Here is a 26,320-nt window from a genome sequence, read left to right as displayed (position 1 = left end):
AGACTCGCCGGGTCCCACGCTGGCTGCCCCTATGCGCTGTGGTCCATATACCCCTTCGATCGTGCTCGCTGTCGCCTCGGCGGCGTTCGCCTTCCTCGGCGCCGCGACGGAAGCCCACGCGGCCGTGCCGACGCTGGCCCTCGACCTCGAGTGGAGCGGCCTGCACCTCAGCGATCTGGTCTCGGGCGTGGCCGGGTCGATCCGCGGCTGTCTCACCGACGCCGGCCTGCTCGGGGCCTTCTGGGGCGGCGTCGATCCCTCGCGCAGCCCGGGCGCGTGTAACAGTGGCGGCTCGCTGGTGCTGGACGTCGCCTTCTTGTCGCTGCTGGTGATCGGCGTGATCGCGGTGGTCCGCATCCGTCAGCGCACCGAGCAGAACCGGCTCGAGCTGGCACGCCAGTACATCGAGAAGGGAATGAACCCGCCGCCGGCGCTGTTCCCCTCCGCGGCCGGCAACGACCTGCGCCGCGGCATCGTGCTGGTGTTCACCGGCCTGGGACTCCTGGTGGCGTCGCTCGCCGCGAGCGGGTGGTCGAACGGCGTGCAAGGTCTCGGACCCGCGGGGCTCATCCCCGGGTTTATCGGCCTCGGCTACCTGGTCTCGTACGCCTGCGCGGTACGAGGGAAGAAGGTCCCATGAGCAAGCTGACTGCAACCGCCGCGCTGACATGGTTCGGCTTCGGCCGCACCGTCAAGGCGCCCTCCCTCGCCGACTGTAGCGACGAGGATCTGGTCGCCCGCGCCAGTCACAGCGAGGGTGACCGCGCCTTCGCCGAGCTGCTGCGCCGCCACCAGGGCAAGGTCCGCGGGCTCTTGCTGCGCCTCGCCAGCGACCGCACCCTCGCCGACGACCTCGCCCAGGAGGTGTTCCTCCGGGCCTACCGCGGCCTCGCCGGCTTCGAGGGTCGGGCCCGCTTCTCGACCTGGCTGTACCGCATCGCCTACAACGTCTACCTCAACCACCGCACGCGGGTCCGCGAGCTGGCCTCCTTGCCCGAGGGCTTCGAGTCCGGGGCCATGGCGCCCGAGACGGCGCTCAGCGCCTCACGCTCCGATCTCCGCCGCGACCTCGACGTGGCAATCGCCGCGTTGCCCGAGCGCTACCGTGCCGTTGTCATGCTCTACTACCTCGAGGACGTCTCGTACCCCGAGATCGCCGAGATCCTCGACCTCCCGCTCGGGACGGTGAAGACCCACCTGCACCGCGCCAAGCGCCTGCTCCGCGAGCACCTCCACGGCTGGGGCGACCCGGCGCCGGTCGCCGGCGAGGCCGAGGTCGATGGCTGAGCTGCCCGCATCGGTCGCTCGCCTGCGCGGCTTCCTCGAGGAGGCCGACATCGCCTCTGGCGTGCTGCGTCGCGACCCCGAGGGCACGACCTGGCTGCCGACCGAGCTGCGCGCCCTCGTCGACGCCGAACCAGCCTGCCGCGACGAGCTGCGCCGCTTCGTCGACCGGGAGATCGAGCTGTTCGGCAGCGTGCGCCAGCGGAGCGACGCGCTGTTCACCGACCGCGTCCTGCGAGCTGCCGCGCCGGTGCAGATCGCCGGCGCCGGACTCGATCGTCGGTACCGCAGTTACATCCTCGCCTTCGCCTACGCGCTGGCCACCGGCGTCGCCTACCTGATGCTCGCGCCGCTGCTCGGCGTCGCGGCGCTCGGCACCTGGAGCGGACAGCTGGCCGAGGTCGTCGGCGCGGACGATGGCGGCAGCGCCGGCCTGCGCGCCGTGGCGGTGATCTTCGGCGCCGTGGTCCTGGTCGCCGCGGTCGCGTTCGTGCCCTGGCGGCGGCATACTACGCCGCCTGCATGACCGACCCGCGAACGGCCCCCGAGCACACGCCACGCCACCCGCGTTGGGCCGCCATCCCTGACGAGCAGTGGAGCGACTGGCGCTGGCAGATGCGCAACCGCGTCACCACGCTCGCCGAGCTCGAGGGCCTCGTCGATCTCTCGGCCGACGAGCGCGCCGGCATCCTCGCCCGCGCCGACGCCTTCCCCTTCGCGATCACCCCCTACTACCTGTCGCTCGCGCAGGGCCCCCGCTGCCCGGTGCGCCGCCAGGCCGTGCCGCACATCGACGAGACGATCACCACCCCGTGGGACCTCGCCGACCCGCTCGCCGAGGAGGAGCACAGCCCGGTCCCTGGCCTCTCGCATCGCTACCCGGACCGCGCGCTGCTCTACGTCACCCACAACTGCCCGGTGTACTGCCGCCACTGCACGCGTCAGCGCAAGGTCGGCGACGCGACCTCGAGCCCCGACCGCGCCGCCCTCGCGCTGGCCCTCGACTACGTGCGCCGCACCCCCGCGATCAAGGACGTGCTGATCTCGGGCGGCGATCCGCTGAGCCTCAGCGACGCGCGCCTGGTCGAGATCGTCGCCGACCTGCGCAGCATCCCGAGCGTGGAGATCCTCCGCCTGTGCACGCGCAACCCGGTCACCCTGCCGCAGCGGATCACACCGGCGCTGCTCGAGGCGTTGCGCCCCTTCCACCCGATCTTCGTCAACACCCACTTCAACCACCCGCGCGAGTGCACCGCCGAGGCCGCGCTGGCGCTGAACCGCCTCGCCGACGCCGGCTTCGCCGTCGGCAATCAGATGGTCCTGCTGCGCGGCATCAACGACGACCCGGAGGTCGTCGAGACGCTCAACCGCTGGCTGCTGCGCCAGCGCTGCCGACCGTACTATATCCTCCAGTGCGACCCGGTCGGCGGCACCGCGCACCTGCGCACGCCGGTGCAGGCCGGGGTGGAGATCCTCGACGCGCTGCGTGGCCGGGTCAGCGGCCTCGGCGTCCCGCAGCTCGTCGTCGATCTGCCCGGCGGCGGCGGCAAGGTCACGCTCGTCCCGGAGCGCCTCGTCCGTCGCGAGGGCACGCGCATGGTGTTCCGCAACGGCGAGGGCCGTGAGTTCACCTACGTCGACTCGCCCCTGCCCGAGAGCTAACCCGCCTGCGCCACACAGGCGGCGTTTGGCGGCGAATCTGCCAGTGCGGCGCCCGCGGCCTGGCTTGCGGTGCATCACGTCCATCGCCACAAAATGGCTCCGATCGCCCCTCCAAGGCATCGCTGAGCCCATCCGCTTTATTCGGCGGGACCCGCGACCCGTGCATACTTCAGGGCATCGGGCGTCCAAGGCCGCCCAGGAGACCTCCAAGTGCGATCTTCACGAATTCACCGTGCCCTCTGCCTCGCCGCTGTCCTCCCGTGCCTCGCCCTCGCTGCCGGTCCAGCGCAGGCCGGTGACACGGTCCATGTCCTGGTCATCAAGGAGCAGGGCGTCGGTTCGGCGGCGCAGGCCCAGCCCTTCGTCGACAAGCTGGTGGCCGCCGCGGGCAAGGCCAACGGCTGGGCCGGCGCGGTCGGCAAGTACGCGACCACCCGCGAGGCCGCCGAAGTCGTCATCCACGGCGACGACCCCCACTACGGCATCATGTCGCTGGGCGCCTTCCTGGGCCTGCGCGGCAAGCATCGCCTCGAGGTGGTCGGCAAGGCCGAGGTCAGTCAGGCCGGCGGCCGCGAGTATCACATCGTCAGCAAGACCGCGACGGACCTCGCCGGCTGCAAGGGCAAGACCCTCGCCAGCAACCACGCCGGCGATCTTCGCTTCGTCGAGAAGGTCGTCGCGGGCGGCAAGTTCGCGCTCGCCGACTTCACCATGGTCGTCACCACCCGCCCGGTGCAGACGATCAAGAAGGTGATCGCCGGCGAGGCCGAGTGCGCCCTCATCGACGACGCTCAGTACGCCGAGCTCAGCAAGATCGAGGGCGGCGCGGCGCTCAAGTCGGTGTGGAAGTCCGACAAGCTCCCGCCGATGGTGGTCGTCGCGTTCCCGTCGGCCCCGGCCGCCGAGCGTGCGACCTTCAAGGGCGCGCTCGCCAAGGTGTGCAGCGGCGAGGGCAAGGCTGCCTGCGGCGAGGTCGGCATCAAGGACCTCAGCGCGGCGGGCAGCGGCGACTACCAGAGCGTCATCGACGCCTACGGCAAGTGAGGCGCAGCGCCCCGCGGGCTCACGAGGGGTCGACGTACGCGTCGGCCCCTCGCGCGTTCGGTGGGCGTCTCACCGCGGCTGGCATCGCGGTTGGCATCGTTGGCGGGGTCGTCGGCGGGATCGTTTGCGGTGGTCGCGGCGCCGCGACAGCGCGTGCGGGGCGTGGTATGAGGGGGCGGCATGCGTCGTTCATTCCTCGTCGCAGTCTTCGCTGCCGGCCTCGTTGCAACGCTCGCCGGCCCGGGTTGCAAGCCCCACGGCGGCGATCTGAACAACCCCAGCTTCGCCAGCACGAAGACCGCGATCGAGGTCTACGAGCAGCTCGAGCGGTTGATCGACGCCCAGAAGGACAGCAAGCAGGACCGCGAGGACGCGTACGCCCTCGTGGTCCAGCGCGCCGAGACCAACACGGACTATTACTTCGCGCGCGCGGCCGTCGCGGGGCGCCTCGCCGAGAACCGCGGCTTGCAGGCGCTGGGCCTCGTCACCGAGACCGAGGATTACGCCCGTCGCGTGCGTGCCGCGGATCCTGACTATCGCGAGGGCGCCGCGACCCGCATGCTCGGCACGCTCTACGTGCTCGCGCCGCCGAGCCTGGTCGCGCACGGCGACTCCGAGACGGGCCTCGAGCTGCTCGAGGCCGAGGTGAAGGCCCACCCCGATCGCGTGCTCGGGCGTCTGCGTCTCGCCGAGGCGTACATCGCCCTCAACGACCCCGAGCCGGCCAAGGAGCACCTCTGCGTGGTCCAGCAGCACGCGGCCACGCTCGCGGCCGGCGACGCTCGTCTGCTCGCCAAGCTGCTGCCCGGTGTCGGCGAGCTCAGCTGTGCTCCCGTAGCGCCAGCGGCCGCGCCCGCACCTGCACCTGCACCTGGGCCTGGGCCTGGGTCCGCGGCGGTGCCGGCCGGCTGATAGGGAGACCACCGTGGCGACCCGCGAGCCCAGCCAGCCCCGCACGAGTCGCAGCCGCGGTCTCGGTCTTGGGGTGGCCGCTGTGCTCGTCGCGCTGCTCGCCTGCAACCATCAGCTGCCGCGCCTGAACGCTGCGGGTCAGCACGAGGAGGTCGTGCAGCGGGCCGCCAGCGCCCGCTACTTGCCGCGACGCAAGGCGGCTCGCGCGTGGGCCAGCTCGCTGGTGGCGCTCGGCCGCGTCGAGGAGGCCCGCGCCGTGCTGCTCCGCGACTTTCGCACCGGCGCCGAGCTGGCCTCGCTGGTCGCCCTCGCCGACCTCGAGCTGCGCGAGGGCCTGCGCGGCGTCGCGGCGGCCCACTATGCCCGCGCCGCCAGCCTCGAGGTCGATGTTCTGCGCGGCCGCGACGACGTGTGCGCCCTCTTCCGCGACCGTGCTGCCCGCTACCTGGCCCAGGGCGAGGCTCTGGCGGCCGACCTCGACATGCGCCGGATCGCCGTGATCTGCCCGCAGCCGCGCGGTCCCGACGCGGCCGCGATCGAGGCCTCCGACCGCGCCCTGCACCTCGAGATCGTCGCCGCCGCGAAGCGTCAGGCCCGGGCCCAGCGCACGCTCGTCGGTTGCAAGGACGGCGCGTGCCGGGCCCCCGCCAGCGACGCCGAGCAGCGCACGCTCTCCGCGGAGCTCGCGGTGGCCCGCGGCGCCGGTCCGGGTCCCTTGCGCAGCGCGGCTCGGCGCCTGCGCGTCCAGCTCGCGGCCGGCGACGTCGCCACGCTCCTCGGCGCCGAGCTGCAGGGCGAGCTCGGCCTCGACATCGTCACCCACGACGAGCTACGCGCGTGGATCGGCGAGTCCTCGCCCGCGAGCATCCACGACGCCGTTAGCACGCTGGCCCCGGCGCTCCAGACCTACGCCCGCATGCGCCTCGCCCAGCTCGGCCCCGACTACGAGCTGCCCGGCGGCGACGCCACCCGCTCGACCGCGAGCCTGGTGGTCAAGCTGCTCGAGCTCTTCGACGCCGACCCCGAGGCCGCGGCGATGAGCTGGCGGGTCTTCGTGCTGATCGGCGATCTCGCGAGCGCCGAGCTCGCGCTGACCGCCGGCCTCGGCGTCGGCGCCGGATCTCCGCCAGCTTCGGGCTCGCCACCCCTGCTCGAGGACCCCGCCCGCGAAGCGCAGCGCTCGAGCTCCAGCGCGGCGGCTTCGCGAGCTGACCCAAAGACCAGGTCAGCCGCGGGAGCTTCGCGAGCTGACCCAAAGACCAGGTCAGCCGCGGGAGCTTCGCGAGCTGACTCAAAGACCAGGTCCAATCCCGGCGCGCAGGACGGCGCGCCCGAGCTCCCCGAGCCCGCGCGTGGCCCCGGCTTCGCGCCGACCCAGCTCGCCGTGCCTGTGCCCTCGCTGTGGTCCGCGCGCCGCCGCGTCGACGCCGGCAGCCTGCCCAAGCTGCTGCTGCTCGCGCGTCTGCGGGCGCTCGGCGGCCACGACGATCAGGCCCTCGAGATCGCTCGCTTCGCACTGGCCGAGGCGCACGCGCAGGGCCTCGCCGACGCGGAGGCGCTGGCCCGCGCGGAGGGCCGCCGCTACCTCGCGGCTGGTCAGCCCTGGGCCGCGCTGGCCGTCGCAGCGGCGGTGCCCGGCGAGACCACCTCCGAGCTCGGCCGGGCCGCGGGGGCCGCGATCTTGCTGTCCGCGGCGGCCTGCGAGGGCGGCTGCGGCGGCGAAGGCCCGCGGGACCGCGTCGCGGTGCGTCAGGTGCTGGGTGAGGCGTGGCTGCTCGCCGAGGAGGCCCGCGTCCGCGACCTCGCCCTCGCCCGCGATCATTTGCCGGGGCACAACCTCAGCGCGGGCAGCGGCTGCCCCGAGCTCCCCGAGCTGCTCGCAGCCGACGCCCGGGGACCGCTGCCCGAGGCGCTCGCGCAGATCCGCGACGAGCTCACGCGCTCGCATCGCCTGTCTGCCGGGACAGGTCTCAAGGGACAGGCCGGAGGGCAGGCATCGGGTCAGCCGTCGGGTCAGCCATCGGGTCAAGCATCGGGTCCGCCGTCGGGTCAAGCATCGGGTCAAGCATCGGGCCAAGCATCGGGTCAAGCATCGGCCCCCCCCCCCGCCCCCCCCCCGGCCCCCCCCCCAGCCATCGCAGCCATGGGTCAGCCATCGACTCAACCAAACGGGCAGCCCCCGACCGCGAGCAGCGGCGCGGGCGAGTCCCTGCGCCGCGCCGTCGAGGCCGACCCCACGCTCGCGTGCGCCGGGCGGATCGCCGGGCCGCTGTTCTATGCCGGCGATCACCGCGTCGCCGCGACCGCGCTCGCCGACGAGCTGATCCACGTCCCGCAGGAGATCGCGGGCGGCGTGCTGACGCTGCAGGCCGAGCTGGCCCTCGGCCTCGGCCGCCGCGACCAGGCCGAACAGATGCTGATCGCGGCGGCGGGCGCCGCGAGCGACCCCGTCGCGGTGTGGGGCCGCGCCGCTCGCCTCGCGGCGCGGGTCGACGCGCGCCACTATCAGCTGCTCGCCCTGCGCCAGAGCCTCATGCACGTGCCCGCCCGCGACGCCGCGCCGCTGCGCCTGGCCCTGATGGTCCGGGCCCTGCGCGACGCCAACGACGCCTGGGCCGTGCGCGAGTCCGATGTCGGCCGCGAGGCGCTGCTGCGCAGCGTCGAGAGCTACCTCGAGGCGGAGCCCCCGGCGCGTCGCTGGCAGGCGCGCGACGATCTGGCCGCCGCGCTCTCCGAGTACGCCTGGGTCGACCTCCACGCGGCGCTGCTGATCCGCGCCGCGCTGTGGCCCGAGCCCGCGCTCCAGCGTCAGCACCCCGCCGCCGCGGCCCGCCTCGAGCGCGCGCTCGGAGGCGCCGCCGAGCCGCTGTCCAGCTCGCCGCTCGCCCCGGCCGAGCTCGCGGCGGGGCTCGCCGTGCTCGCGGGCCCCGGAGACGCCGCCCCGGAGCTCCCCGCGGCGGCGCTGGGCTTCGTCCCTGTCGACCAGCTCCAGCCGGTCCGCCTCGAGCTGGCCCGTCACCACGCCGATCCGCAGCAGCGCCTGCGCAGCGCCATCGCCGTCGCCACCACTGGCGAGCCCGCGGCCCGCGTGGAGGCCCTGCGCCTGCTCCTCGCCGAGCTCGCCCGCCGCGACCCGGTCCGCCGCGACGTCGTCGTCGACCTCCTGCTCGCCGGCCTCGACGCCGCCGGCGAGCGCAGCGAGGCGATGGTGCCCGGCGAGGACGAGCTCCTCGCCCTCGTCTTCGGCCTCGTCCGCGAGCCCGCCCGCGCCCCGCGCGAGATCAAGGGCCAGTGACCGTGGGCGGCGCGCCGCAGCAGCCGGGGCGCAGATCCTGTCCTCCGGGACAGCCGCCTGCTGCGCCCACAACCTGTCTCACGGGCCAGCCCGGCCCCGCGCGCCCGACCTGTCCTCCGAGACAGCCGATCTCGACCTGGCTCACGCGACATGTCCTCCCGGTCAGCCTGGTCCTCGCCGCCTGCAGCGCGCCGGCGCCGGCGCTCCCGAACGCAACGCCGGTGCCCGGCACGCCGAGCCCGGAGCCGGCGCCTGCCGCTCCGCCCTCGCTCGCGCCGGTCGCCCGCATCGAGGCCGCCGACCGCTGGCAGGACCTGCTCGCCCAGCGCCCGAGCGCGCTGAGCTTCGCCGACGATCGCCTGGTCGTGGACCTCGGCCGGGCCAGCGCGCGGGCCGTGCTCGAGCTTGTGCCCACCTCACCGTGGCGCCTCGCGCAAGATCTGGGCGACGCGCGCACGGGCCTGATCGTCGGCGCCGGCGGCAGCCTCTCGCTCCCGCTCGACGGCGACCTCGCCCCCGCGCTCCACCCGGACGTCGGCGACCAGCCTGGCCTCGCGCTGGCGCTGACCCTGCGGGCGCTGCGTCCCGGGCAGGCGATGACCGTGCTGTGGAACGAGCTGCCGCTCGCGCACCTGCAGGTCGGCGAGCTGTGGGAGCGCCGCACCTTCTCGTTGCCGGCCGCCGCCGTGAAGCCCGGCGAGAACCGCCTGCGCCTGCACTTCGCCCGCCCGGCCGGCGGCGGCCAGGCGACCGCGGCGATCCAGCGCGTCGAGCTCGGCCCGCGCGCGGTCATCGTCGCCGGTCCGGCCCGCAGCGCGCCGAGCTACACCGTCGCCACCGCCGTCGCCACCACCGTCGCCACCACCGTCACCGCCGTCACCGCCGTCACCCCCGTCCGTGGCGACTCCGATGAGCTCGCCCTCGACCTGTCCCCGGGGACAGCCCTCGTCTACTACGTGCAGCCGCCCCGACGCGGCCGCCTGCGCCTCGACATCCGCGGCCGCGGCAGCCTGCGCGTGCGCGTCAGCAGCGACGCCGACCACCGCGAGGGGCGCCCGCCGACCGCCCTGCTCGAGGAGCCGCTGCGCCCGACCGGCGCCCGCCACGAGCTCGACCTGTCCGGCTACGGCGGGGTCCCGCTGCGCCTCGAGATCGCCGTCGGCGGGGCAGGGGAGGGCGCCGGCGCCCGGCTCCGCGCCCTCGATCTGATCGCCCGCAGGTCGACCCCGGTCGACCACCGCAGCCGCAAGCTGCGTGACCTCTACATCTTCGCCGTCGAGGGCGCCCGCCCCGACGACCTCCTCGGCGTGCTCCTCCGCGGCCCCCGCTTCGCCGCCGTCGAGCGCCTCAGCCACTCGGCCCTCGTGTTCGAACGCGCCTACGCCTGCGCCCCCTGGGCCGTCCCGAGCCACAGCGCCCTGCTCTCGGCCATGGCCCCGCCGGTGCACGCGACCGTGGGTGGCACCTACGTCGCCGCCGGCCAGCAGCTGCTCCCCGAGCTGCTCGACCGCGCCGGCTACCACGGCCTCGTCGTCGCCGCCAACCCCGACCTGAGCGGCGAGCGCGGGCTGACCCAGGGCTTCGACGCCAGCGTCAGCCTGTCCCGTGGGACAGGTGCGGGCAACGACGCAGAGGCCGTGATCGCCGCGGTATTGGCGGGCCGCGGCGCCCGTCCGCCGCGCTTCGTCTACGCCGACCTGGTCGACCCGCAGGCCCCCTACGACCCGCCGCGCGAGCTGCTCGCCGGCCTGCTCCCGCCCGAGGGCGCCCCGCTGCCGCACCTCACCCACCTGTGGCTCGGCCGCGTGCGCACCGGCGCGATCGTCCCCGACGCGGCCCAGCGCGACTACCTGCGCCGCCTCTACCGCGGCGAGCTGCAGCGCGTCGACGCGGCCCTCGGCCAGCTGCTCGACGCGCTCGAGGCGGACGGCAGCCTCGACGAGGCGATCGTCGTGCTCGTCGGCGTGCACGGCGAGGAGTTCTTCGAGCACGGCAGCGTCGGCCACGGCTTCACCCTCCACGAGGAGAGCCTGCGGGTGCCGCTGGCGATCCGCGCCCCCGCGCTGCTGGCCCCCGGCCGCGTCTCCGCCCCGGTCGACCTCCTCGACCTCGCGCCGACCCTCGCCGACCTGCTCGGCCTGCCCTTCCCCGCGGCCTGGCAGGGCGACACCCTGGTCCCCGTGATCGACGACCCCCAACCCCCGCCCCGCCTGGTCGTCGCCTACCTCGGCGACGGCTCGCGCGCGGCGATCGTCGGCGACCTCAAGCTCATCCTCGGCAGCGGCCGCGACAGCCAGCGCTTCTACGACCTCGGCCTCGACCCCGGCGAGCAGGTCGACCGCCTCGGCAGCGGCGGCGTCGGCCTCCGCATCGTCCGCAGCGCGCTGGCCTGGGAGCTGGCGGCGCCCGGGCAGACCTGGAAGCGGGCCCGCTGGGGCACCGGCGCCGACCTGCGCCCCGCCTTCGCCGTCGACCACGGCATGTGAGGCCGGCCGCCACCGGATCGCCATCGCCGTCGACCACGGCATTGAGGGCTGGCCACCGAACGCAATCGCCATCGCCGCCCGAGGCCCCTTGTCGGCCGCGGCGATCGTGCGGTAAGGCTGCGGCCGCCATGGCCCACAGCTCCGCCCAGATCCTCCAGTCGATCCCCGGCCTCGTCGCCGCCCGGGACGCGACCGCCCTTGTCGCCCTCCACGACCACGAGGATCGCGAGGTCCGCAAGTCGGCGCGCAAGGCGATCCACGCGCTGCGCAGCAAGGGCGTGGCGATCCCCGCCGCCAGCGCGGCGCGCAGCTGGGTCGCCCCTGACCCCGAGGCCCAGCGCGACCAGGCCGAGGTGGCGATGCTCGACCCGACCTCGAGCCCCGGCCTCACCAACTTCATGCTCGCCGCCCCGCGGGCCGAGGGCCGCGGCTTCCTCTGGGTCGCCGCCCTCACCGGCCACGACCGCGTCGCCAACTTCACCGCCTACGTCCAGACCGACGGCCAGCGCACCCGCCTCACCCGCGAGTGGGAGCGCGACTTCAAGGGCCGCCGCGTCCCCGCCGAGTGGGCCCGCGCCCGCATCCGCTGGGCCCGCGAGCAGACCCTCTCCTCCGGCTTTGGCGTCCCGAACCAGCTCGACGACATGCTGGTCCACCTCGGCCCGGCCCCCGCCGCGCGCCCGCCCTGCTTCCTTCAGCTGGCGACCGACTTCAAGGGCGCCCGCGACAACGTCGAGGCCCCGCTGATGGCCGCCCGCGCGCTCGCCTGGCCGCCCCTCTTCGACGTCGAGCCGACGCTCAAGAAGGTCAACGACGCCCACCCCAACATGAGCGCCGAGACCCCCGAGTCCGATCGCTACGACGCCCTGATGTCCGCCGTCGCCGGCGACACCGTCGTCCGCGAGGCGCTCCAGGGCATCGTCGCCAACCTGCTCGAGGATGCCGCCAGCGGCCTGTGGCTCAACGGTCACGACGAGCCCGCCGCCCAGGTGCTGGCCCTCGCCGGCGAGCTGCGCAGCAGCGAGTCCGCCGAGACCCTGCCCTGGGTCGGCCGCCTGCTCGGCTTCCAGATCGCCACGACCCTCGCGTACATCCAGCGCCAGCAGCAGCAGCAGCAGCAGCGCCAGGTCGGCTGATCGCAGGCCGCGGCCGCGACGGCGGTGTGCGAGGGTGGGCCTCGCAGGCGGCGCGTCGCTTCAGGGTCGCGGACCGAGCGTCTGCAGGGGCACCGTCTCGCCGCGCAGCCAGCGTTCGACGAGGCGGTCGTCCTGCAGCAGCGGCGTGACGAAGTACCCGGCCGCGCGCGAGTTGGCGATCACCTCGGCGCTCGCCAGCGGCTCGTCGCTGACGACCTGCTCGCCGGTGTAGCTGGCGTGGATGATGCGCACCTCCTCGCCGCGCACGTCGACGAAGCCGATGTGATTGTTGAGGCCGATGATGTAGAGCCCCTCGCCGAGCCCGGCGATCTTGCGCGCCAGATCGTCGCCCGGGATGCTGAAGAACACGTACAGGTCGCGGGCCGCCGGCGCCAGCGAGCGCTGGGCGTGCAGCGCCGGCGCCTGGGCGAAGCGAAAGCGGGTGCCCAGGCGCAGCCCGAGGTTCTCCAGCGCGCTCGACACGAAGTAGCCGCACGCGATCACCGTGCCCGGCTCGTGCGGTCGCGTCGGCGTGCTGTTCGGCCCGAGCCCCCACGCCATCCCCAGCCACGCCGGCAGCACCACCTCGCGCATCGCCGCCAGCGCGGCGACCCGCGCGTCGGCCAGCACCGCCGCCCGCCCGGCCCCGCTGTCCGCGGCCTTCAGCCGGCGCGCCAGCGCCAGCCGGCGCGCCTCGATGCCCGCCAGCGCCGCCTCGTAGGCCGCCGCGTCGTGCGGCGCCGCCACGGCGGCCGGCAGCGTCGCGGCGGCGGCGGGAGACTCGGCGCAGCCGGCGAGCAGCAGCAACAACAGCACGAATCGCATGCCGCACGAACGCACGACCCGGACCCGCGATTCCCTCACCGCGCCCAGCTCGTCCTGCCGCGATCATCTGTCGGCAAAGCCAGCTCAACGCGGCCACGATCATCCGTCCGCAAAGCCAACTCAACCCGACCGCGATCACCTGTCCCCAAAGCCAGCTCAGCGCGACCCGCCAGCGCTGGCTATACTCGCCGGCCCGGCGCCGCGATGAACCTCATCCTCCTCGACCCCTCCGACTTTGTCGCGACCGACCGCGTCGTCCTGCGCGACCGGCGACGCGCCCACGTGCAGCAGGTCCACCGCGCGGCCGTCGGCGACAGCCTCCGCGTCGGCCTCGTCGGCGGCCGCGTCGGCCGCGGCACCGTGCTCGCCCTCGACGACGCCACCCTCGAGCTCGCGGTCTCGCTGCACGACGACCCGCCGCCGCCGCTGGCGCTCACCCTGGTGCTCGCGCTGCCGCGGCCGCACTCGCTGCGCAAGGTCCTGCAGCAGGCCACCGCGATGGGCGTCAAGCGCTTCGTCTGCTTCCGCTGCGCCCGCGTCGAGCCGAGCTTCTTCACCGCCTCCGCCGCGCAGCCGCCGGGCATCGGCGAGGAGCTGCGCCTCGGCCTCGAGCAGGCCCGCGACACCGTGTTGCCCGCCGTCGAGGTCCACCCGCAGCCCTTCCACCGCTTCCTCGCCGAGGTCTGGCCGACCTTGCCCGAAGGACAGGTACTCATCGCCCACCCCGGGCCCGGCGCGGTCGCCTGCCCGCGCGCCGTCGCGGGCCCGATCACCCTGGTCGTCGGCCCCGAGGGCGGCTTCCTCCCCGCCGAGGTCGCGCGCCTGGCCGAGCTCGGCACCAGCATCGATCTCGGCCCGCGGATCCTCCGCGTCGAGACCGCGGTGGTGGCCCTGCTCGCGCGCCTGGCCTGAGCGCGGCGCCTCGGCGCCGCGGGTCGGCCCAGCCCTGCTCGCGCGCCTGGCCTGAGCGCGAGGGTTGATTCGCCGACGCGCCTGCGCCACCCTCCCGGCACATGCAGCCCCGCGTCCTCATCGGCCTCGGCGCCGTGGCCCTCGGCCTCGCGGGTTACGCGATCGCGGTCATGCCGGGCCCCGGACCTGCGCCGGTCCGACCTGCAGCGGGCGCCGCCCAGAGTCCCATCGCGGGCGAGCGATCGGTCCGCGACGACCCCGAGCGCAGCGTCGCCGACGCCCTCCAGCGCGTGCTGCTCCCGCCGCCCGAGCCCGATCTGAAGCTCCCGCCTGCGGCCGCCCGCCGGGCCGCCGAGGAGAGCTTCGAGTCGATGATGCAGACCCTAGAGTCGCTCGCCGACGCCGGCAAGCGGGTGCCCCGGGCCCGCCGCGAGCAGATCTACCGCAACACCAACGACGCCTTCGCGGCCTTCTCGGCCACCCTCGACGCGGAGAACAGCGCGGAGGATCGGCAAGCGCTCGAGGACGCCAACATCCGCATGAAGGCCATGCTCGGCGAGCTCGGCGTGCGCGTGCCCAAACGGCCCCCGCAGCAGCCCGAGTGAGCCGGGCGAGCTAGAAACGCATGCGAAACGAGCCGCCGGCCTGGCTGCTCGGGAAGCTCTGCATGGCGATCAGCACTCGCATACAGGTCAGCGCCTCGCCGCCGATCTTGCGCGAGCCAGGCGCGGCCTCCACCAGGGTCGCGCGCCCATACGGCCCGAGTTGCAGCTGCAGCTCGAAGCCGCCGGCCTCCTCATCGTCCGGCCCGCCCGCGCTGGCGCAGCCGCGCAGCCGCTCCGCCAGCGGCCGCAGCACCGCCTGACACGCCGCCACGTCGAGCGCGGCAGGGCCTGCGGAGGCTGTCTCTGGGGACAGGCCCGGGCGATCTGCGGAGGCTGTCTCTGGGGACAGGCCCGGGCGATCTGCGGAGGCTGTCCCTGGGGACAGATCCTGATTGTCTGCCGAAGCTGTCCCCGGGGACAGCTTCGCGGGGGACCTTCGTTCCACCGGAGTCACGCCGGCGGGCCCGCTCGTCCTCGCAGTTCGCCCCGCGTCCGACGGCTCGGCGTCGGGCCCGAGCCACAGCCGCAGCGCCGCGAACACGGCCAGCGCCGCCCCGCCAGCCAGCAGCGCCGTGCGCAGCGGGACCCGCGGCCAGCGGCGCTGGGCCAGTGTCTCCGGGCCGTGGCGCGGGCTGGTGTCGGCGTGGGCGAGGTCGACAGGGAGCTCGCGCACCAGCGCTGGCGCGGGATCTGGCGCCTCACCTGCCGCAGGGGCCGCGGGGGCCCCCGCGGGGGCGTCGCGCGAGCCCTCGAGCCAGGCGCGGGCCGAGGGCTGTCCGGGCAAGCTCGCCGCGATCGCGTCGGCGAGGGCGACCATGCTGGGCCAGCGGTCGTCCCGCTCCTTGGCCAGCGCGCGCAGCACGATCGCCTCGACCTCCGGCGTGATCGCCCGCTCCGGGGCGCGCTCGCGCGGCGGCTCGACCGGGTCGAACATGTGCCGGGTCAGCACCGCCATGTAGCCCTCGCCGGTGAACGGCGCGCTGCCGGTGAGCAGCTTGTAGAGCAGCACGCCCAGCGAGTAGATGTCGACGCGCGCGTCGGCACGCAGCCCCTTCGGCAGCTCGGGCGCCATGTACTCGGGTGTGCCGAGCAGCGAGCCGGTGGTCGACTGCGGGGCGCCTGGCGCCGCCGGCCCCTCGAGCACCTTGGCGATGCCGAAGTCGAGGACCTTGATGACGTCGGGGTTGCCCGCGACGCGCACGCGGAAGCAGTTGGACGGCTTGACGTCGCGGTGGACGATGCCAGCGCGGTGCACCGTCGCCAGCGCGGCGCAGATCTGCAGCGCGATCGGCCCCAGCCGCGACCATGGCAGCGGCCCCTCGCGCTCGAGCGTGGCCGACAGGTCCTCGCCGTCGAGCAGCTCCATCACCAGGTACACGGTGCCGTCCGGCGTGACCCCGTGGTCGGTGACGTCGACGACGTTGGCGTGGCGCACCCGCGAGATGGCCCGCGCCTCCTGCGAGAAGCGCTGCACCACCTTCGGCTGCAGCGCGTACTCGTGGTTCAGGACCTTGACCGCGACCGCCTTGCCGAGCCGGGTGTCCTCGCCGAGGTACACGCAGGCCATCCCGCCTTGCCCGAGCAGGCGGCCCAGGCGATAGCGCTGGTCGAGCATGTGCCCGCTGCGTTCCATCCCGATGTCCTCGGGTATACCGCAGGCAGGTGCGCGACCGCAGCCCGCTTAACGGGCGACGGGCGCCCCTCGACGGAGCGCCCGGACCCTCTCTGCTGCAGCGGCGCCGTCGACCGGCCCGCTTCAGGCCCGCTTCAGGGCCGCCGCAGGCCCCTCAGGGCCCACTGCGGACGTCAGGGCTTGTCGGCGCCGGCGTAGTCGGTGCCGCCGTCGGTGTTGACGCGCGGGGTGCCGTTGAAGTCGGCCTTCGGATCGCCGGTCTTCCACACCGCGAGGTCCTTGATCGGCGAGTCCATCTTGGCCGGGTACACGCCAGCGGTCGGCATGTCGAAGAAGTTCATGATATCGGCGTTGACGGCGATGAGGTTGGTATCACCGTCCATCGCGCCCTCGTCGACGGCCGAGTTGGTGATCACCGCCTGCGGGCAGTCCACCGAGGGCGGGGCGAAGCCGATGATCACCGAGTTGCGGACCTCGACCGGGCCGTCGTCGACGCACTGCAGGGAGCGCGGGCCGGTCTGGCTCAGGTTGTTGACCACGCTCGAGAACACCAGGTGCATCTCGTTGCCCTGCGCGCTGCGGACGCCGCCGTAGTCGCCGAAGTTCTGGGTGCCGTTGCCGCTGATGTAGCTGTTCATGACGTGGGTGGTGCCCGCGCCGTACGAGGCCAGGCCGCCGCCGTCGTTGTCGAACAGCACCGAGCGGTTGATCTTGGTGTTGCAGTCGGTCGACTCGTAGCCCTGCAGGCGGTTGGCGGTGAAGCGCACGTCGTCGGCGAACACGTCGGCGCTGGCACACACCACGCCGTTGAAGTCGGCGTTGCTCTTGAACTCGAGGCGGTCGAGGAAGACCTTGCTCGCGTTCTGGATCGTGAGCGTGTCGCCGGCGTCGTCGGCCGCGCGGATCTTGACCGCGCCGTCGCCCCAGCGGGTGAAGGTGACCAGCGCGCCGTCCGGCACGACCAGCGGCACCTCGATGTAGTTGCCGGGCTTGATCTTCACCGTCCAGCCGAGCGTGACGTCGCCGTCGATCATCGCCTGGAAGGAGTCGGCGATCTTGCAGAACGGGGCCTCCATCGTGCCGAGGGCGCCGTCGCAGGGGGCCGTGCGGTCGACGTAGAGCACGTACTCGAGGCCGAAGCAGGCGCCGGTCTCGAGGTTGCAGGCGCTGTCAGGACACTCGGCGTGCTCGGTGCACGCGCTGCAGGCGTTGTCGACGCAGACCGGCGTGTTGCCCATGCACTGGCTGGCCTTGTCGGTCGTACACTCGACGCAGGCCGTGTCGGCGCACACCGGCGTGCCCGGGTCCTCGCCGGCGCAGGCGACGTCGCCGTCGGGCGTCTGATCGCAGGTCACACACTTCTCGGCCTCGCAGAACAGGCCCGCGCCGCACTTCTTGCTGTCCGAGCACTCGGGCTCGACCATGCCAGTGCTGGGGTCGCCGCTGATGCTCTCGCTGCTGGTGGCCGACTCGCTGGCCGAGCTGCTCCCCGAGGTCTCCGTGTCGGCGGTGGTCGTGACCGGCGGGCTGGTGTCGGTCGGCTGAGTGTCGCTCGCATCGTCGCTGGTCGTGGCCGTGCCGCTCGCACTTTCGGTCTCGGTCGCCGTCTCGCTGGTGGTGTTGTCGATCGGCGGACAGCCCGCGAGCATGAACAAGGTGGCCACAGAAACAGTATGAAGGTGCACTCTCTGCATGGTTTTACGTCCTAGGGATCAGGGGTCGGCGCAGTATTCCCTGCCTCCCCTCGCTTGTCCAGGCGCCGCCGTACGGCGGTCCTACGAGTCAATCTTCGGAGCTATCTGCGGATTTGCCCGCGGACTTGTCTGCGAGTTTACGCCGGCATGCGCTCGGCTCAACCTGACCTTCGGGACTGGTGCGGATGGCCCGTGACTTGGGGGCGTGTCGCCCCGAGTGAGGCTCACGTGAGGCGCCCTGAGCTCCGTTGCACGATCGTTGGAGGCCCGTTGGAGGCCAGCTGGAGGCGAGCGAGGCCCGTGGGCCCGGTGCCGAGCTCAGGGTCTACCTGGCGACGCGGTCGGCACCCGCGAAGTCGGGGGCGTCAGCGGTGTTGGGCCGGGCATCACCGTCGAAGTCGATCGCCGGGTCGCCTTGCTCCCACGCGCCGAGCTTGTCGAGGCCAGCCCCGACGATCACGCGGTACACACCAGGCAGATCGGGGTCGACCTTGAGGTACTTGCCGAGGTCCGCGGAGGCGATGGCCATGTTGCTGCCGGCGACCATGTCGGTCGACCACCCGGTGTGCGCGACGCTGGCACCGTCGCACAGCGTGTTGAAGCCGATGTTGATCGCAAGCGAGTTGCGCACGCCGACCTTCTCCTTGGGATTGTCGTCGCTGCAGGCCACCGCGTAGGGTGTGCCCGCCTGGCCGCGGTTGTCGACCCAGGTGCTGTACACCGCGTCGAGCGCGGCGCCGTCGGCGAGATAGATCCCGCCCTCGCCGGTCTGCGGGTTGCCGTTGCCGCTGAAGTAGGTGTTCTCCAGGCGCAGCTTGCCGCCGTTCAGGCGGGCCCCGGCGACGGCGTTTCCGAACAGCACACCGCGGCGCAGCACCAGCTCACAGCCCTCGGCCATGACGCCTCGCTGGTTCGACGCGGTCACGGTGAGGCGGTCGAGCAAGGCCGTCCCGTTCGTGCACTCGAGCGCGTCGCCGCCGCTGTCGGTCAGGCGCAGCGCGTCGACCAGGAGCTTGGCGCCGGGGTCGATCGCGATCGCGGCCGAGCTCTTGGCCGCGATCGTGACAGTGGGGTCGCCGGTCTGGCCGGTGGCGTGCACGAGCGCGACGACGTGGTCCGCCGGGGCGCGCAGCGGGCTCTTGACGGTGTAGCTGCCGGGTCGCACGCGCACCGCCTGGTGGCCCGGGCCGGCGGCGTTGATCCGCTCGAACGCAGCGTCGAGGCTGCACAACGGGGCGCTCGCGTCGCCCGGGCCGGCGTCGCTGCACTCGCCGCCATCCTCGACCCAAAGCGTCGCGGCGGCCGGGAAACAGGCGCCGGTCCACAGATCGCAGGCGCTGTCGGGACAGTCGCTGTGGGCCGTACACACGCGGCAGCTGTGCGTGTCCGGGTCGCACACCGGCTTCGCGTCGGTGCACAGGCACGCGACGCACAGGCCGCTGGCCTCGTTGCACAGCGGCTGCGCTGGCGAGAGCGCCTCGCAGTCGAGCTGCGCGCAGCCGAAGCAGGCCCCGGCGACGCAGTACGGCTGGCTCTCGGGACAGGCCGGGTCGACGCTGCCGTCGCCGTTGGCGTCGCAGTCGCCGCCCCCCGTGCTCGGGTCGCCGGTGGTGGGGTCGAGGCTGGTGCTGGCGTCGCTGGTCGAGGTGTCGCCGTCCAGCTTCACGCAGCGGTCGGAGGCGCAGACCAGGCCGCTGTCGCACGACTTGCCGGTGGTACACAGACAGTTGAGGCTGCCGACGGGACACTCGCCGCCGGTGCTGCTGCTCGCCGTGTCGCTGTCGCTGTCACCGTAGGGCCCGGTGCACGCGCCGAAGGTGACGCCGGCGGCGAAGAGCAGACCGAGCAGACCGGTGGACCGCGTCATGATGGGGCAAGTATTGCCCGAAGGCCCACAGCCTTACAATGCGGCCGCAAGGACGGCGTGAGCGCGCGAGCGCGCGTGCATGCACGCGAGCTCGCGGCGCGGGTCCAGCGCGCGTGAACACGTCCTCGGCAGGGCCGCGGATCGATCACTTCGGGCGATCGGCGCCCGCGTAGTCGGGGTCCCCATCGGCTTTGGGTCGCGGGTCGCCGTCGTAGTCGACGAGCGGATCGCCGGTCATCCACACGGCCACGTCCTCGAACGGCATGCCGGCCTTGATCTGGAAGTTGCCCGTCTCTGGGCTGACGAACCACGCCGGGTCGAGGGCGTCGATGAGCTGGGTGTCGGCGCCCTTCAGCGCCATCGCGTCGACGACGCTGCGGATCGCCGTGGCGTTGGCGCAGTCGACCGAAGTCGCGGCGCTCTGCCCGAACAGGATCGCGTTGCGCAGCGTCACCGGTCCAGCGTTGCTGCAGTCGAGGGAGTCCTCGACGCCGGCCTTGCCGTCGTTGTCGGCCAGCGTGGTGTACAGCCCGTTGAGGGTCGCGCCGTTGCTCAGCACGACCCCCGACACCGCCGCGAAGGAGCCGCCGTTGCTGACGATGAAGCTGTTCTCGAGGTAGACGCTGCCGCCGGTGAGCTTGAGCCCGCCGCCGAGGTTGAGGTAGATGCGCGACTGCCGGAGCCGCAGCGCGCAGTTCAGGCCCTCGACGCCGAGGCCCTTGCGGTCGACGATCTGCGTGCGGTCGATCCACATCGAGCCGCCGTTGCAGAAGATGCCCTTGCTGACGTCGCCCTTGCTGATCTGCAGCTGGTCGAGATAGACGACGGAGTTGTCGTTGACCACCAGCGAGTCGAGCGCGCCGACCTCGAGCTTGGCGGTGCCGCTGCCGAGGCGGACGATCGCCAGGGTGCGTTCGGCGGCGACCTGGATCTGCTCCGAGTACGCGATCGCGTTGGCCTTGACGAGCACGGCGGTCGGATCGCCGGCGCCGATCTTGGCGACGGCGTCGTTGATCTCGCAAAACGGCAGCTCCATCGAGCCGTCGGCGCCGTCGCAGGGCAGTCCGCGGTCGACGTAGAGCACCTGCTCGAAGCAGGCGCCGGTCTTGAGCTGACAGGCCTTGCTGTCGCACTGGTCGTGGCGGGTGCAGCCGACGCACTTCGCGGTCGCGGCGTCGCAGATCGGGGTGGCGCCGCCGCAGGCCTCGTGGGCCGCGGCCGTGCACTGCACGCACTTGCCGGAGGCGGCGTCGCAGCTCGGGGTAGCGGGCGTCACGACCCCGCAGTCGATCGCGCCGCAGGGGACGCAGCTGCCGTCCGGGCCGCAGTACGGCAGCGCGGGGTCGGTGCAGGCCGGGTCGAGCGGCGTCGCGGCGTTGCACTCGCTGGTCCCAGTCTCCGAGGCTCCCGTCGAGTCCCCGCTGGTCGTGGTCTGCACCCCCGTGTCACCGGTGTCGTTGGTGGTCGTCACCGGCGGGTGCGTGTCGGAGGTCGTCACCGAATCGTCGGGCACACAGTGCTGCGAGGCGCAGCGCAGGCCCGGCTCGCAGCTTTCGCCGTCGGCGCAGGCGCAGTTCGCGAAACCGGGCGTACAGCCAGTCTCGCTCCCCTCGGTGGTCCCCGCATCGGTGTGTTGCCCGTCGGCGGGCTGACAGGCCCCGCCTGCCAGGATCCCGACACAGAGCCCTAGACCGCAGAGAATCAGGGGAATTCGCATCACGCGGCAGTATTCCAGAAGCGCCGCGCAACAATCAATGCAACCTTCCGCGCGCTGGCCGTGCAAGCTCGGGCACAGCAGATGCGCGCAAGCGCCCTCGTCCAGGCATCGCGTGGCCGCGCCCGCGTGCGGCCAGCGGGCGCCCCGTCCAGGCCCGCAGTCCGCAGTCCGGCGACGCGGCGACACGCCAGGTCACGCGCCACGAGCGACGGATCGCGGCCGCGACAGGCGATCGCTGGCAGCGGCGAAGGGCCTGGCGATGTCGTGGCGATGGGCCGCCACCCGCGCCACCCAGCGCTCGTCGGTGTGCAAGCCGCGGCGAAGGCTCGCCGAAACCCTGGCGATGGGCCAGCCGGGTCAGTTGGAGTAGACGTCGCCGCCGGCGTAGTCGAGGCCGCCGGGGACGGCGTTGCGCTTGTTCATGTCGTAGTCGTAGTGGGGGTCGCCGGTGTTCCACTGGGCGGCCATCCAGAAGTACTCTTCACCGGCGGCGCTGTCCTTGATGCGGAACACGCCGAAGTTGTTGTCGAGGACCAGCGCCATCAGCAGGTCCTCGGCGGCGAACTTGCTGTTGTTGTTGCCGTCGACGAGATCGAGGTTGCTGTCGATGACGGACCAGGTGACGTTGAGCGTGCTGCCCGGGCAGACGATGCTGGGGTTGGCGCCGGTCGGGCGGCGGGCGAGGATCGAGTTGCGCAGCTTGATCGAGACCTTGTCGTCGCAGTGGATCGAGTCGCCGAGGTTCTTGCCGGCCTCGTTGCTGTTGTCGGCGATGGTCGTGTAGAGCATGTCGACGGTCGCGCCGGCGCGGAGGTGCAGGCCGCCGCCGCCGAGGTTCGGCTTGGAGAGGTTGGTGGAGATGAAGCTGTTGACCGTGTGCAGCGAGCCGCCGGTCATGTCGATGCCCTCGGTGCTGCCGAACGCGACCGAGGTGCGGCGCAGGTGGATGTCACAGTTGTTCGAGCGGATGCCCGGGCCGCGGGCGTGGTGCACCCGCGAGTCGTCGAGCCACACCGCGCCGTCGCTGCACGAGACGCCGATCGAGGAGTCGGCCTGACCGTTCTCGACGACGATGCCGAAGTTGTTGATGTAGAGCGTGACGTTGTTCGGCACGGTGACCATCGGGCCGATGCCGATCAGCTGGGTGTGCTTGTCGAAGGGGGTGCCGAGCTCGTGCACGAAGGCGTAGGAGACCGCCCCGTCGCCGCCGGTGATGTTGACCGCGCCGGGGTAACCGAGCGCGTCGTCGTTGCCCATCTGCACGAAGGTGTAGTCGCTGTTGAAGCCGCCCAGCTGGGCGGCGGCGGCGGCGAGCGCGAAGTCGCAGTAGGGCAGGTCCTTGGAGCCGCCCATGCCGGGCTTGTCGGAGCACTTCAGCTTGAGCGAGCCCTGGCGCACGTAGAGGACGTTGTCGGTCGGGAAGCACTTGCGGGCCGCGACCTTGCAGGCGGTCGCCGGGCACTCGCTGTGCTCGAGGCAGCCCTCGCACATGTTGTTGTCGAGGTTGCAGTGGGGCATCTCCTCGCTGCACTGGCCGGCGTCGACCGCCGCCGCGACGTCGCACTGGCCGCAGGCGCCGCTCTCGAGGCACAGCGGGCGGGCCGCGCCGGTGCCGAGCTTGCAGGCGTCCATCGCCAGCTCGCCGCAGGGCACACAGGCGTCGTCGACGCAGAAGGGGCGGTTGGCGTCGATCGCCACGCACTCGGCGCTCTCCTTGCCGTCGCCCTTTGCGGTGCACTCGGGCGCCGCCGTGTCCCCGGTGCTGGTGTTGGTGTGGCCCGGGTCGGTGTTGGCGATGCTTGTTTCCGGTGGATCGCCGGTGGTGTCGCTCGCGCTCGTGCCCCCGCCCGCCTCGCAGATCATCGTCTGAAGGTTGCATGTGAGCCCGAGGTCGCAGCCGCCCCCGCCCGTACACGCGCAGCCCTCCGAGCCGATCGGGCAGGTCTGGGTGGTACCCGACGGATCGTCGGTGGTCTGCAGCGCGGTCTCGGTCTGTGAGTCGTCACCGGTGCCCATGCCGACGGTTGGGCAGGCGGCCATCAGGAGCGAGGCGACGACCGCGAGGCGAGGGCGAGCGAGAGGCATCACCACGCCAGTATCGCTGAGCCCTCCGGCGGAGACAACCGCCTCCGCGCCTCGGCCGGGACCCGGGTCGGGATAAGCGCCAGAAGCAATTCGGCGAGCCTTTGGATGTGCAAGCTCTGTGAACTGGATGACACTATGTACAGCGACGATCGCTGACTACATGTACGCGGTCGTCGCCGCTGTGTCCGTGTCTCTGAACAGACGGCCAGATCTGTGGGCCAGCGGTGGGGCCATATCTGGGCGACATCTGGGCGACATCTGGGCGACATCTGGGCCTGTCGGCCCTGGCCGGAGGAGCCCAGCGAGCTCAGCGGACCGGGCGGTCTGCGCCTGCGTAGTCGGCGGCGCCGTCGACCTTGGGCCGCGGCGTACCGTCCTGGTCAACCTTCGGGTCGCCGGTCTTCCAGACTGCGCCGTCGGTCAGCGGCCCGTCGATCTTGGCCTGGAGCTGCCCGCCGTTGAACGTGGAGAAGGTGCCGATCAGCTCCGGCTGCATCGACTCGGTCGACTCGTACGTGGTGGTGATGGTGACCTTGCCCATGCACCCGGCGCCGAAGCGCGGGTCGGGGCCGATGACCGCCGAGTTGCGGACGTTGATCGTGCCGGAGAAGCCGCCGATGCACTCGAAGGGGGGGACGACGCTCTTGACCAGGGCGATGGTGCTGTAGAGCACGTCGGCCTTGACGGCGCCGATCAAGCGGACCGCGCCGAAGATGCTGCTCATCATCGAGGTGATGTAGCTGTTCTCGAGCCACAGCTGGGCCTTGTTGATGTCGGTGCCCTGGATGTCGAGGCCGCCGAAGGTGTGGCCGAAGATGATGCTCTGGCGCACGTGGACCTTGCAGTCGAGGGCGTGCAGCGCGGTGCGGGTGTTGGAGATGCGCTGGTTGTCGAGCCACAGCGCGGCGCCGGTGCACTCGATCGCCGGGTTGGCGGTCGGCGGCGAGTTGGTGATGGCGATGCGGCGCATGTACACCCGGTTGCCGGCCTGGACCGTGAGCGCGGGGTCCATGGGGACCTGCAGTGAGGGCAGGGTGTTGCCGTAGTGGATGATCGCCACGGTGATGTTGCCGGCCGGGATGATGGTCGGTGCGGTCTGGAATTGGGTGCCGGCCTTGACCTTGATGGTGCAGGGCTTGTCCACTTGCAGCAGGGTCGCGGCCTTCTGCAGCGTGCACAGCGGGGTCTGCTGGGTCGTGCCGGCGCCGGCGTCGTCGCAGGGGAACTCGCCGCTCTTGGTCAGGTCGACGTAGAACACGCACGACTCGGGCAGGCACATGCCGGTCTCAAGGTCGCAGGCGGTGGCGGGGCACTCGTCGTGATCGCTGCAGGCCTTGCAGGTCGCGGTGTCCTTGTCGCAGGCGGGCTTGTCGTCGTTGAGGCAGTCGCTGTGCTGGAGGCACTCGACGCACAGCCCGGAGGTCTCCTCGCAGGCGGGCTTGCCAGGCTCGATGAGGCCGCAGTTCTGGCCCATGCAGCCGACGCACTTCAGGTCGATGCAGTAGGGCAGGTCGCCACCGCACATCGGGTTGCCGACGACGTCGCCCATGCAGTCCGGGCCGACGGTGGTCTCGCTGCCGGTGAGGGTGGGGTCCTCGGTGGTGACCGTGTCGTCGGTGGTCGTGTCGCTGGTGGTGGTCGGGCTGACCGCGGTGGTGGTCCCGGTGGGGTCGACGGTGCTCTCGGTGGTGGTCGGGGAGGTCGAGCTGGTGAGCGGCTCGGTCGCGGTGGTTGGGCCGCTGGTGGTCTCGCCGCCGAACATGCAGGCGGCGTCGACGATCTCGTCGGGCTGGACGCAGCCGTTGTTGTCGACGGCGCACACGCTGCACATCAGGCCGTCGCCGCAGGCGCCCTGGTTGAGGCCGCAGTGATTCTTGTTGGTCACGAGGCAGCCGGCGAGTCCGGCGAGCGAGCCGGCCAGAGCCAACGCGCGCGCGAGGGTGGGGGCCGAACCGGCCGAACCGATGCGGTGCTTCAACGTCTTGGTCCAAGTCGATCGCATGGCAGTAGGCTCGCTAGAATGGCATAAACGGGCGGCGCGGCCCGGGTGGCACAAGGTGCGGGAGAAGGCCCGCCGGAGTGACTTTAGAAGCGGGTCGACCAGCTGAGGCCGTAGGCCCCCGAACGAGCAGCCCCCGCGCTCGCCCCCGTGCCCGCGAGGTCGACCATCGGGCTCAGGCGGCTGAGCTGCTTGCTCGCCTGGCGGCGTCCGAGCACGAACAGGACGACACCGGTGACCAGCGCCGCGCCGCCGACGGCGAGCACCGCGTAGCCGGGCTTTTGCGTCTCCCGGGTGTCCCAGGCCATCATCGCGTCGGGCACCTGCGGCTTGCGGACGACCAGTCCGACGCCCACGCCCACACCGACCGCGCCGGCGATCATCAGGCCGATGCCGGCCTTCTGCTTGCCGTTCATGCCGGTCGGCGGCGGGGCGGCGAGGCTGGCGACGCACTTGTGGCTGTCGGTGCTGCAGTAGGGTCCGACGGGGCTCTTGACGCAGTCGGCGTCGAGCTTGCAACCGGGGCTCAGATCGGCGACGCAGCGCTTCTCGATCCGGTGGCAGATCGGGAGGTTCGGGTCCTTGCACTGCGCGTTGGCCTCGCACTCCGGGGGCGGCGCGACCTCGCAGGCCTTGTTGTTGAAGTCGGCGATGTAGCCGCGCAGCTTGGGCATCAGGGCGCGGGTCGAGCCGGACACCTTCTCCAGCAGCTCGCTCTCGGTGCACAGCTTGCACTCGCCGACCGAGCTGCCGTCGCGGATCGGCTTCTCGGCGGCGTGGTTGATGTCGATCGTGAAGCTGAAGCCCTCGTCCTCGCCGGTGATGGGCACGACCTTGACGACGATGACGGGCAGGCGCGCCGCGTCCGTGCCGACCAGGACGTCGAAGCTCTGCATGGCCTGCTCGGCCTTGGCGCGGGTGCGGCTGCCGACGCCCTCGGCGTCGTCCGCGAGGCTCGTGGTGTCGACCTGCAGGACGGCCCGGAACTCGAGCTTGTCGCACTTGCCGGGCGTCCCGGCGGGCCCGGCCCCAGCCGGCGCTGCTGCCATCCACGCGTGGGCCCGCGGCCCAGCCCACACGTGCTGGCCGCTCTGGGCCAGCGTGGTGACAGGCGACAGTGCGAGCGAGAGGGCGAGGGTAGTGGCGACGAACATGGGCTGCGAG

The 26,320-nt window shown here is 72.6% G+C and carries 19 protein-coding genes; 11 read left to right on the top strand and 8 right to left on the bottom strand.

Annotated features, from left to right (window positions below; all coding sequences use genetic code 11):
* Positions 1-61 precede the first annotated feature (61 nt).
* From IPJ59_RS12910 to IPJ59_RS12870, 9 genes are all read left to right on the top strand, one after another.
* Complete coding sequence (locus tag IPJ59_RS12910; protein WP_293271873.1) at positions 62-640, top strand: DUF6249 domain-containing protein; 579 nt, start codon at positions 62-64, stop codon at positions 638-640.
* The gene (locus tag IPJ59_RS12905) at positions 637-1,287 is read left to right on the top strand and encodes an RNA polymerase sigma factor (protein ID WP_293271871.1); all 651 of its coding nucleotides are present in this window, start codon (positions 637-639) and stop codon (positions 1,285-1,287) included. Before IPJ59_RS12910 ends, IPJ59_RS12905 begins: the two co-directional genes overlap by 4 nt.
* Positions 1,280-1,810, top strand: coding sequence for a hypothetical protein (locus IPJ59_RS12900; protein ID WP_293271870.1), 531 nt, complete (start codon positions 1,280-1,282; stop codon positions 1,808-1,810). Before IPJ59_RS12905 ends, IPJ59_RS12900 begins: the two co-directional genes overlap by 8 nt.
* Positions 1,807-2,946, top strand: a complete 1,140-nt coding sequence (locus IPJ59_RS12895) for a KamA family radical SAM protein (RefSeq protein ID WP_293255305.1) — start codon at positions 1,807-1,809, stop codon at positions 2,944-2,946. Before IPJ59_RS12900 ends, IPJ59_RS12895 begins: the two co-directional genes overlap by 4 nt.
* A 210-nt stretch (positions 2,947-3,156) precedes the next feature.
* Positions 3,157-3,990, top strand: a complete 834-nt coding sequence (locus IPJ59_RS12890) for a PhnD/SsuA/transferrin family substrate-binding protein (protein ID WP_293255308.1) — start codon at positions 3,157-3,159, stop codon at positions 3,988-3,990.
* Between the two features lie 180 nt (positions 3,991-4,170).
* Entirely contained in the window at positions 4,171-4,902 is a 732-nt protein-coding gene (locus tag IPJ59_RS12885) for a tetratricopeptide repeat protein (RefSeq protein WP_293271869.1), read from the top strand.
* A 13-nt stretch (positions 4,903-4,915) separates the two neighbouring features.
* On the top strand, positions 4,916-8,197 hold the full coding sequence (locus IPJ59_RS12880; RefSeq protein WP_293271868.1) for a PT domain-containing protein: 3,282 nt from the start codon (positions 4,916-4,918) through the stop codon (positions 8,195-8,197).
* Positions 8,194-10,683 carry a sulfatase gene (locus IPJ59_RS12875; RefSeq protein WP_293271867.1) on the top strand — a complete coding sequence of 830 codons (2,490 nt, stop codon included), beginning with the start codon at positions 8,194-8,196 and terminating at the stop codon, positions 10,681-10,683. The genes IPJ59_RS12880 and IPJ59_RS12875 overlap by 4 nt, the downstream gene beginning before the upstream one ends.
* A 128-nt stretch (positions 10,684-10,811) precedes the next feature.
* Positions 10,812-11,819, top strand: coding sequence for a hypothetical protein (locus IPJ59_RS12870; RefSeq protein ID WP_293255323.1), 1,008 nt, complete (start codon positions 10,812-10,814; stop codon positions 11,817-11,819).
* A gap of 60 nt (positions 11,820-11,879) precedes the next feature.
* On the opposite strand, the gene IPJ59_RS12865 is transcribed toward IPJ59_RS12870, so the two are convergent.
* Positions 11,880-12,644, bottom strand: coding sequence for a hypothetical protein (locus IPJ59_RS12865; protein ID WP_293271865.1), 765 nt, complete (start codon positions 12,642-12,644; stop codon positions 11,880-11,882).
* A 204-nt stretch (positions 12,645-12,848) separates the two neighbouring features.
* Between IPJ59_RS12865 and IPJ59_RS12860 the strand changes: the two genes are divergently transcribed.
* Both IPJ59_RS12860 and IPJ59_RS12855 read left to right on the top strand, forming a co-directional pair.
* The gene (locus IPJ59_RS12860) at positions 12,849-13,556 is read left to right on the top strand and encodes a 16S rRNA (uracil(1498)-N(3))-methyltransferase (RefSeq protein WP_293255329.1); all 708 of its coding nucleotides are present in this window, start codon (positions 12,849-12,851) and stop codon (positions 13,554-13,556) included.
* Positions 13,557-13,657: 101 nt separating this feature from the next.
* Entirely contained in the window at positions 13,658-14,161 is a 504-nt protein-coding gene (locus IPJ59_RS12855; protein WP_293271864.1) for a hypothetical protein, read from the top strand.
* Between the two features lie 10 nt (positions 14,162-14,171).
* Here the strand turns inward: IPJ59_RS12855 and IPJ59_RS12850 are convergent, their stop codons facing one another.
* The 7 genes from IPJ59_RS12850 to IPJ59_RS12820 form a co-directional block, all read right to left on the bottom strand.
* Positions 14,172-15,794, bottom strand: coding sequence for a serine/threonine-protein kinase (locus IPJ59_RS12850; protein WP_293271863.1), 1,623 nt, complete (start codon positions 15,792-15,794; stop codon positions 14,172-14,174).
* A 173-nt stretch (positions 15,795-15,967) separates the two neighbouring features.
* The gene (locus IPJ59_RS12845) at positions 15,968-17,458 is read right to left on the bottom strand and encodes a hypothetical protein (RefSeq protein ID WP_293271861.1); all 1,491 of its coding nucleotides are present in this window, start codon (positions 17,456-17,458) and stop codon (positions 15,968-15,970) included.
* A 355-nt stretch (positions 17,459-17,813) separates the two neighbouring features.
* Complete coding sequence (locus IPJ59_RS12840; RefSeq protein WP_293255341.1) at positions 17,814-19,355, bottom strand: hypothetical protein; 1,542 nt, start codon at positions 19,353-19,355, stop codon at positions 17,814-17,816.
* A gap of 145 nt (positions 19,356-19,500) precedes the next feature.
* Positions 19,501-20,853 (bottom strand): hypothetical protein, encoded by a 1,353-nt coding sequence (locus tag IPJ59_RS12835; protein ID WP_293271859.1) that lies wholly within the window; start codon positions 20,851-20,853, stop codon positions 19,501-19,503.
* 576 nt (positions 20,854-21,429) lie between these two features.
* Positions 21,430-23,157, bottom strand: coding sequence for a hypothetical protein (locus IPJ59_RS12830; RefSeq protein WP_293271857.1), 1,728 nt, complete (start codon positions 23,155-23,157; stop codon positions 21,430-21,432).
* A gap of 307 nt (positions 23,158-23,464) precedes the next feature.
* On the bottom strand, positions 23,465-25,159 hold the full coding sequence (locus IPJ59_RS12825) for a hypothetical protein (RefSeq protein ID WP_293271855.1): 1,695 nt from the start codon (positions 25,157-25,159) through the stop codon (positions 23,465-23,467).
* Between the two features lie 83 nt (positions 25,160-25,242).
* Entirely contained in the window at positions 25,243-26,310 is a 1,068-nt protein-coding gene (locus tag IPJ59_RS12820) for a hypothetical protein (RefSeq protein WP_293271853.1), read from the bottom strand.
* Between the last annotated feature and the right edge of the window lie 10 nt (positions 26,311-26,320).

Origin of the sequence: Nannocystis sp., from assembly GCF_016714285.1 — a bacterium.
Taxonomy (GTDB): Bacteria; Myxococcota_A; Polyangia; order Nannocystales; family Nannocystaceae; genus Nannocystis.
Note: the sequence above shows the minus strand (reverse complement) of the source record. Positions and strands in the feature narration are given on the sequence as shown.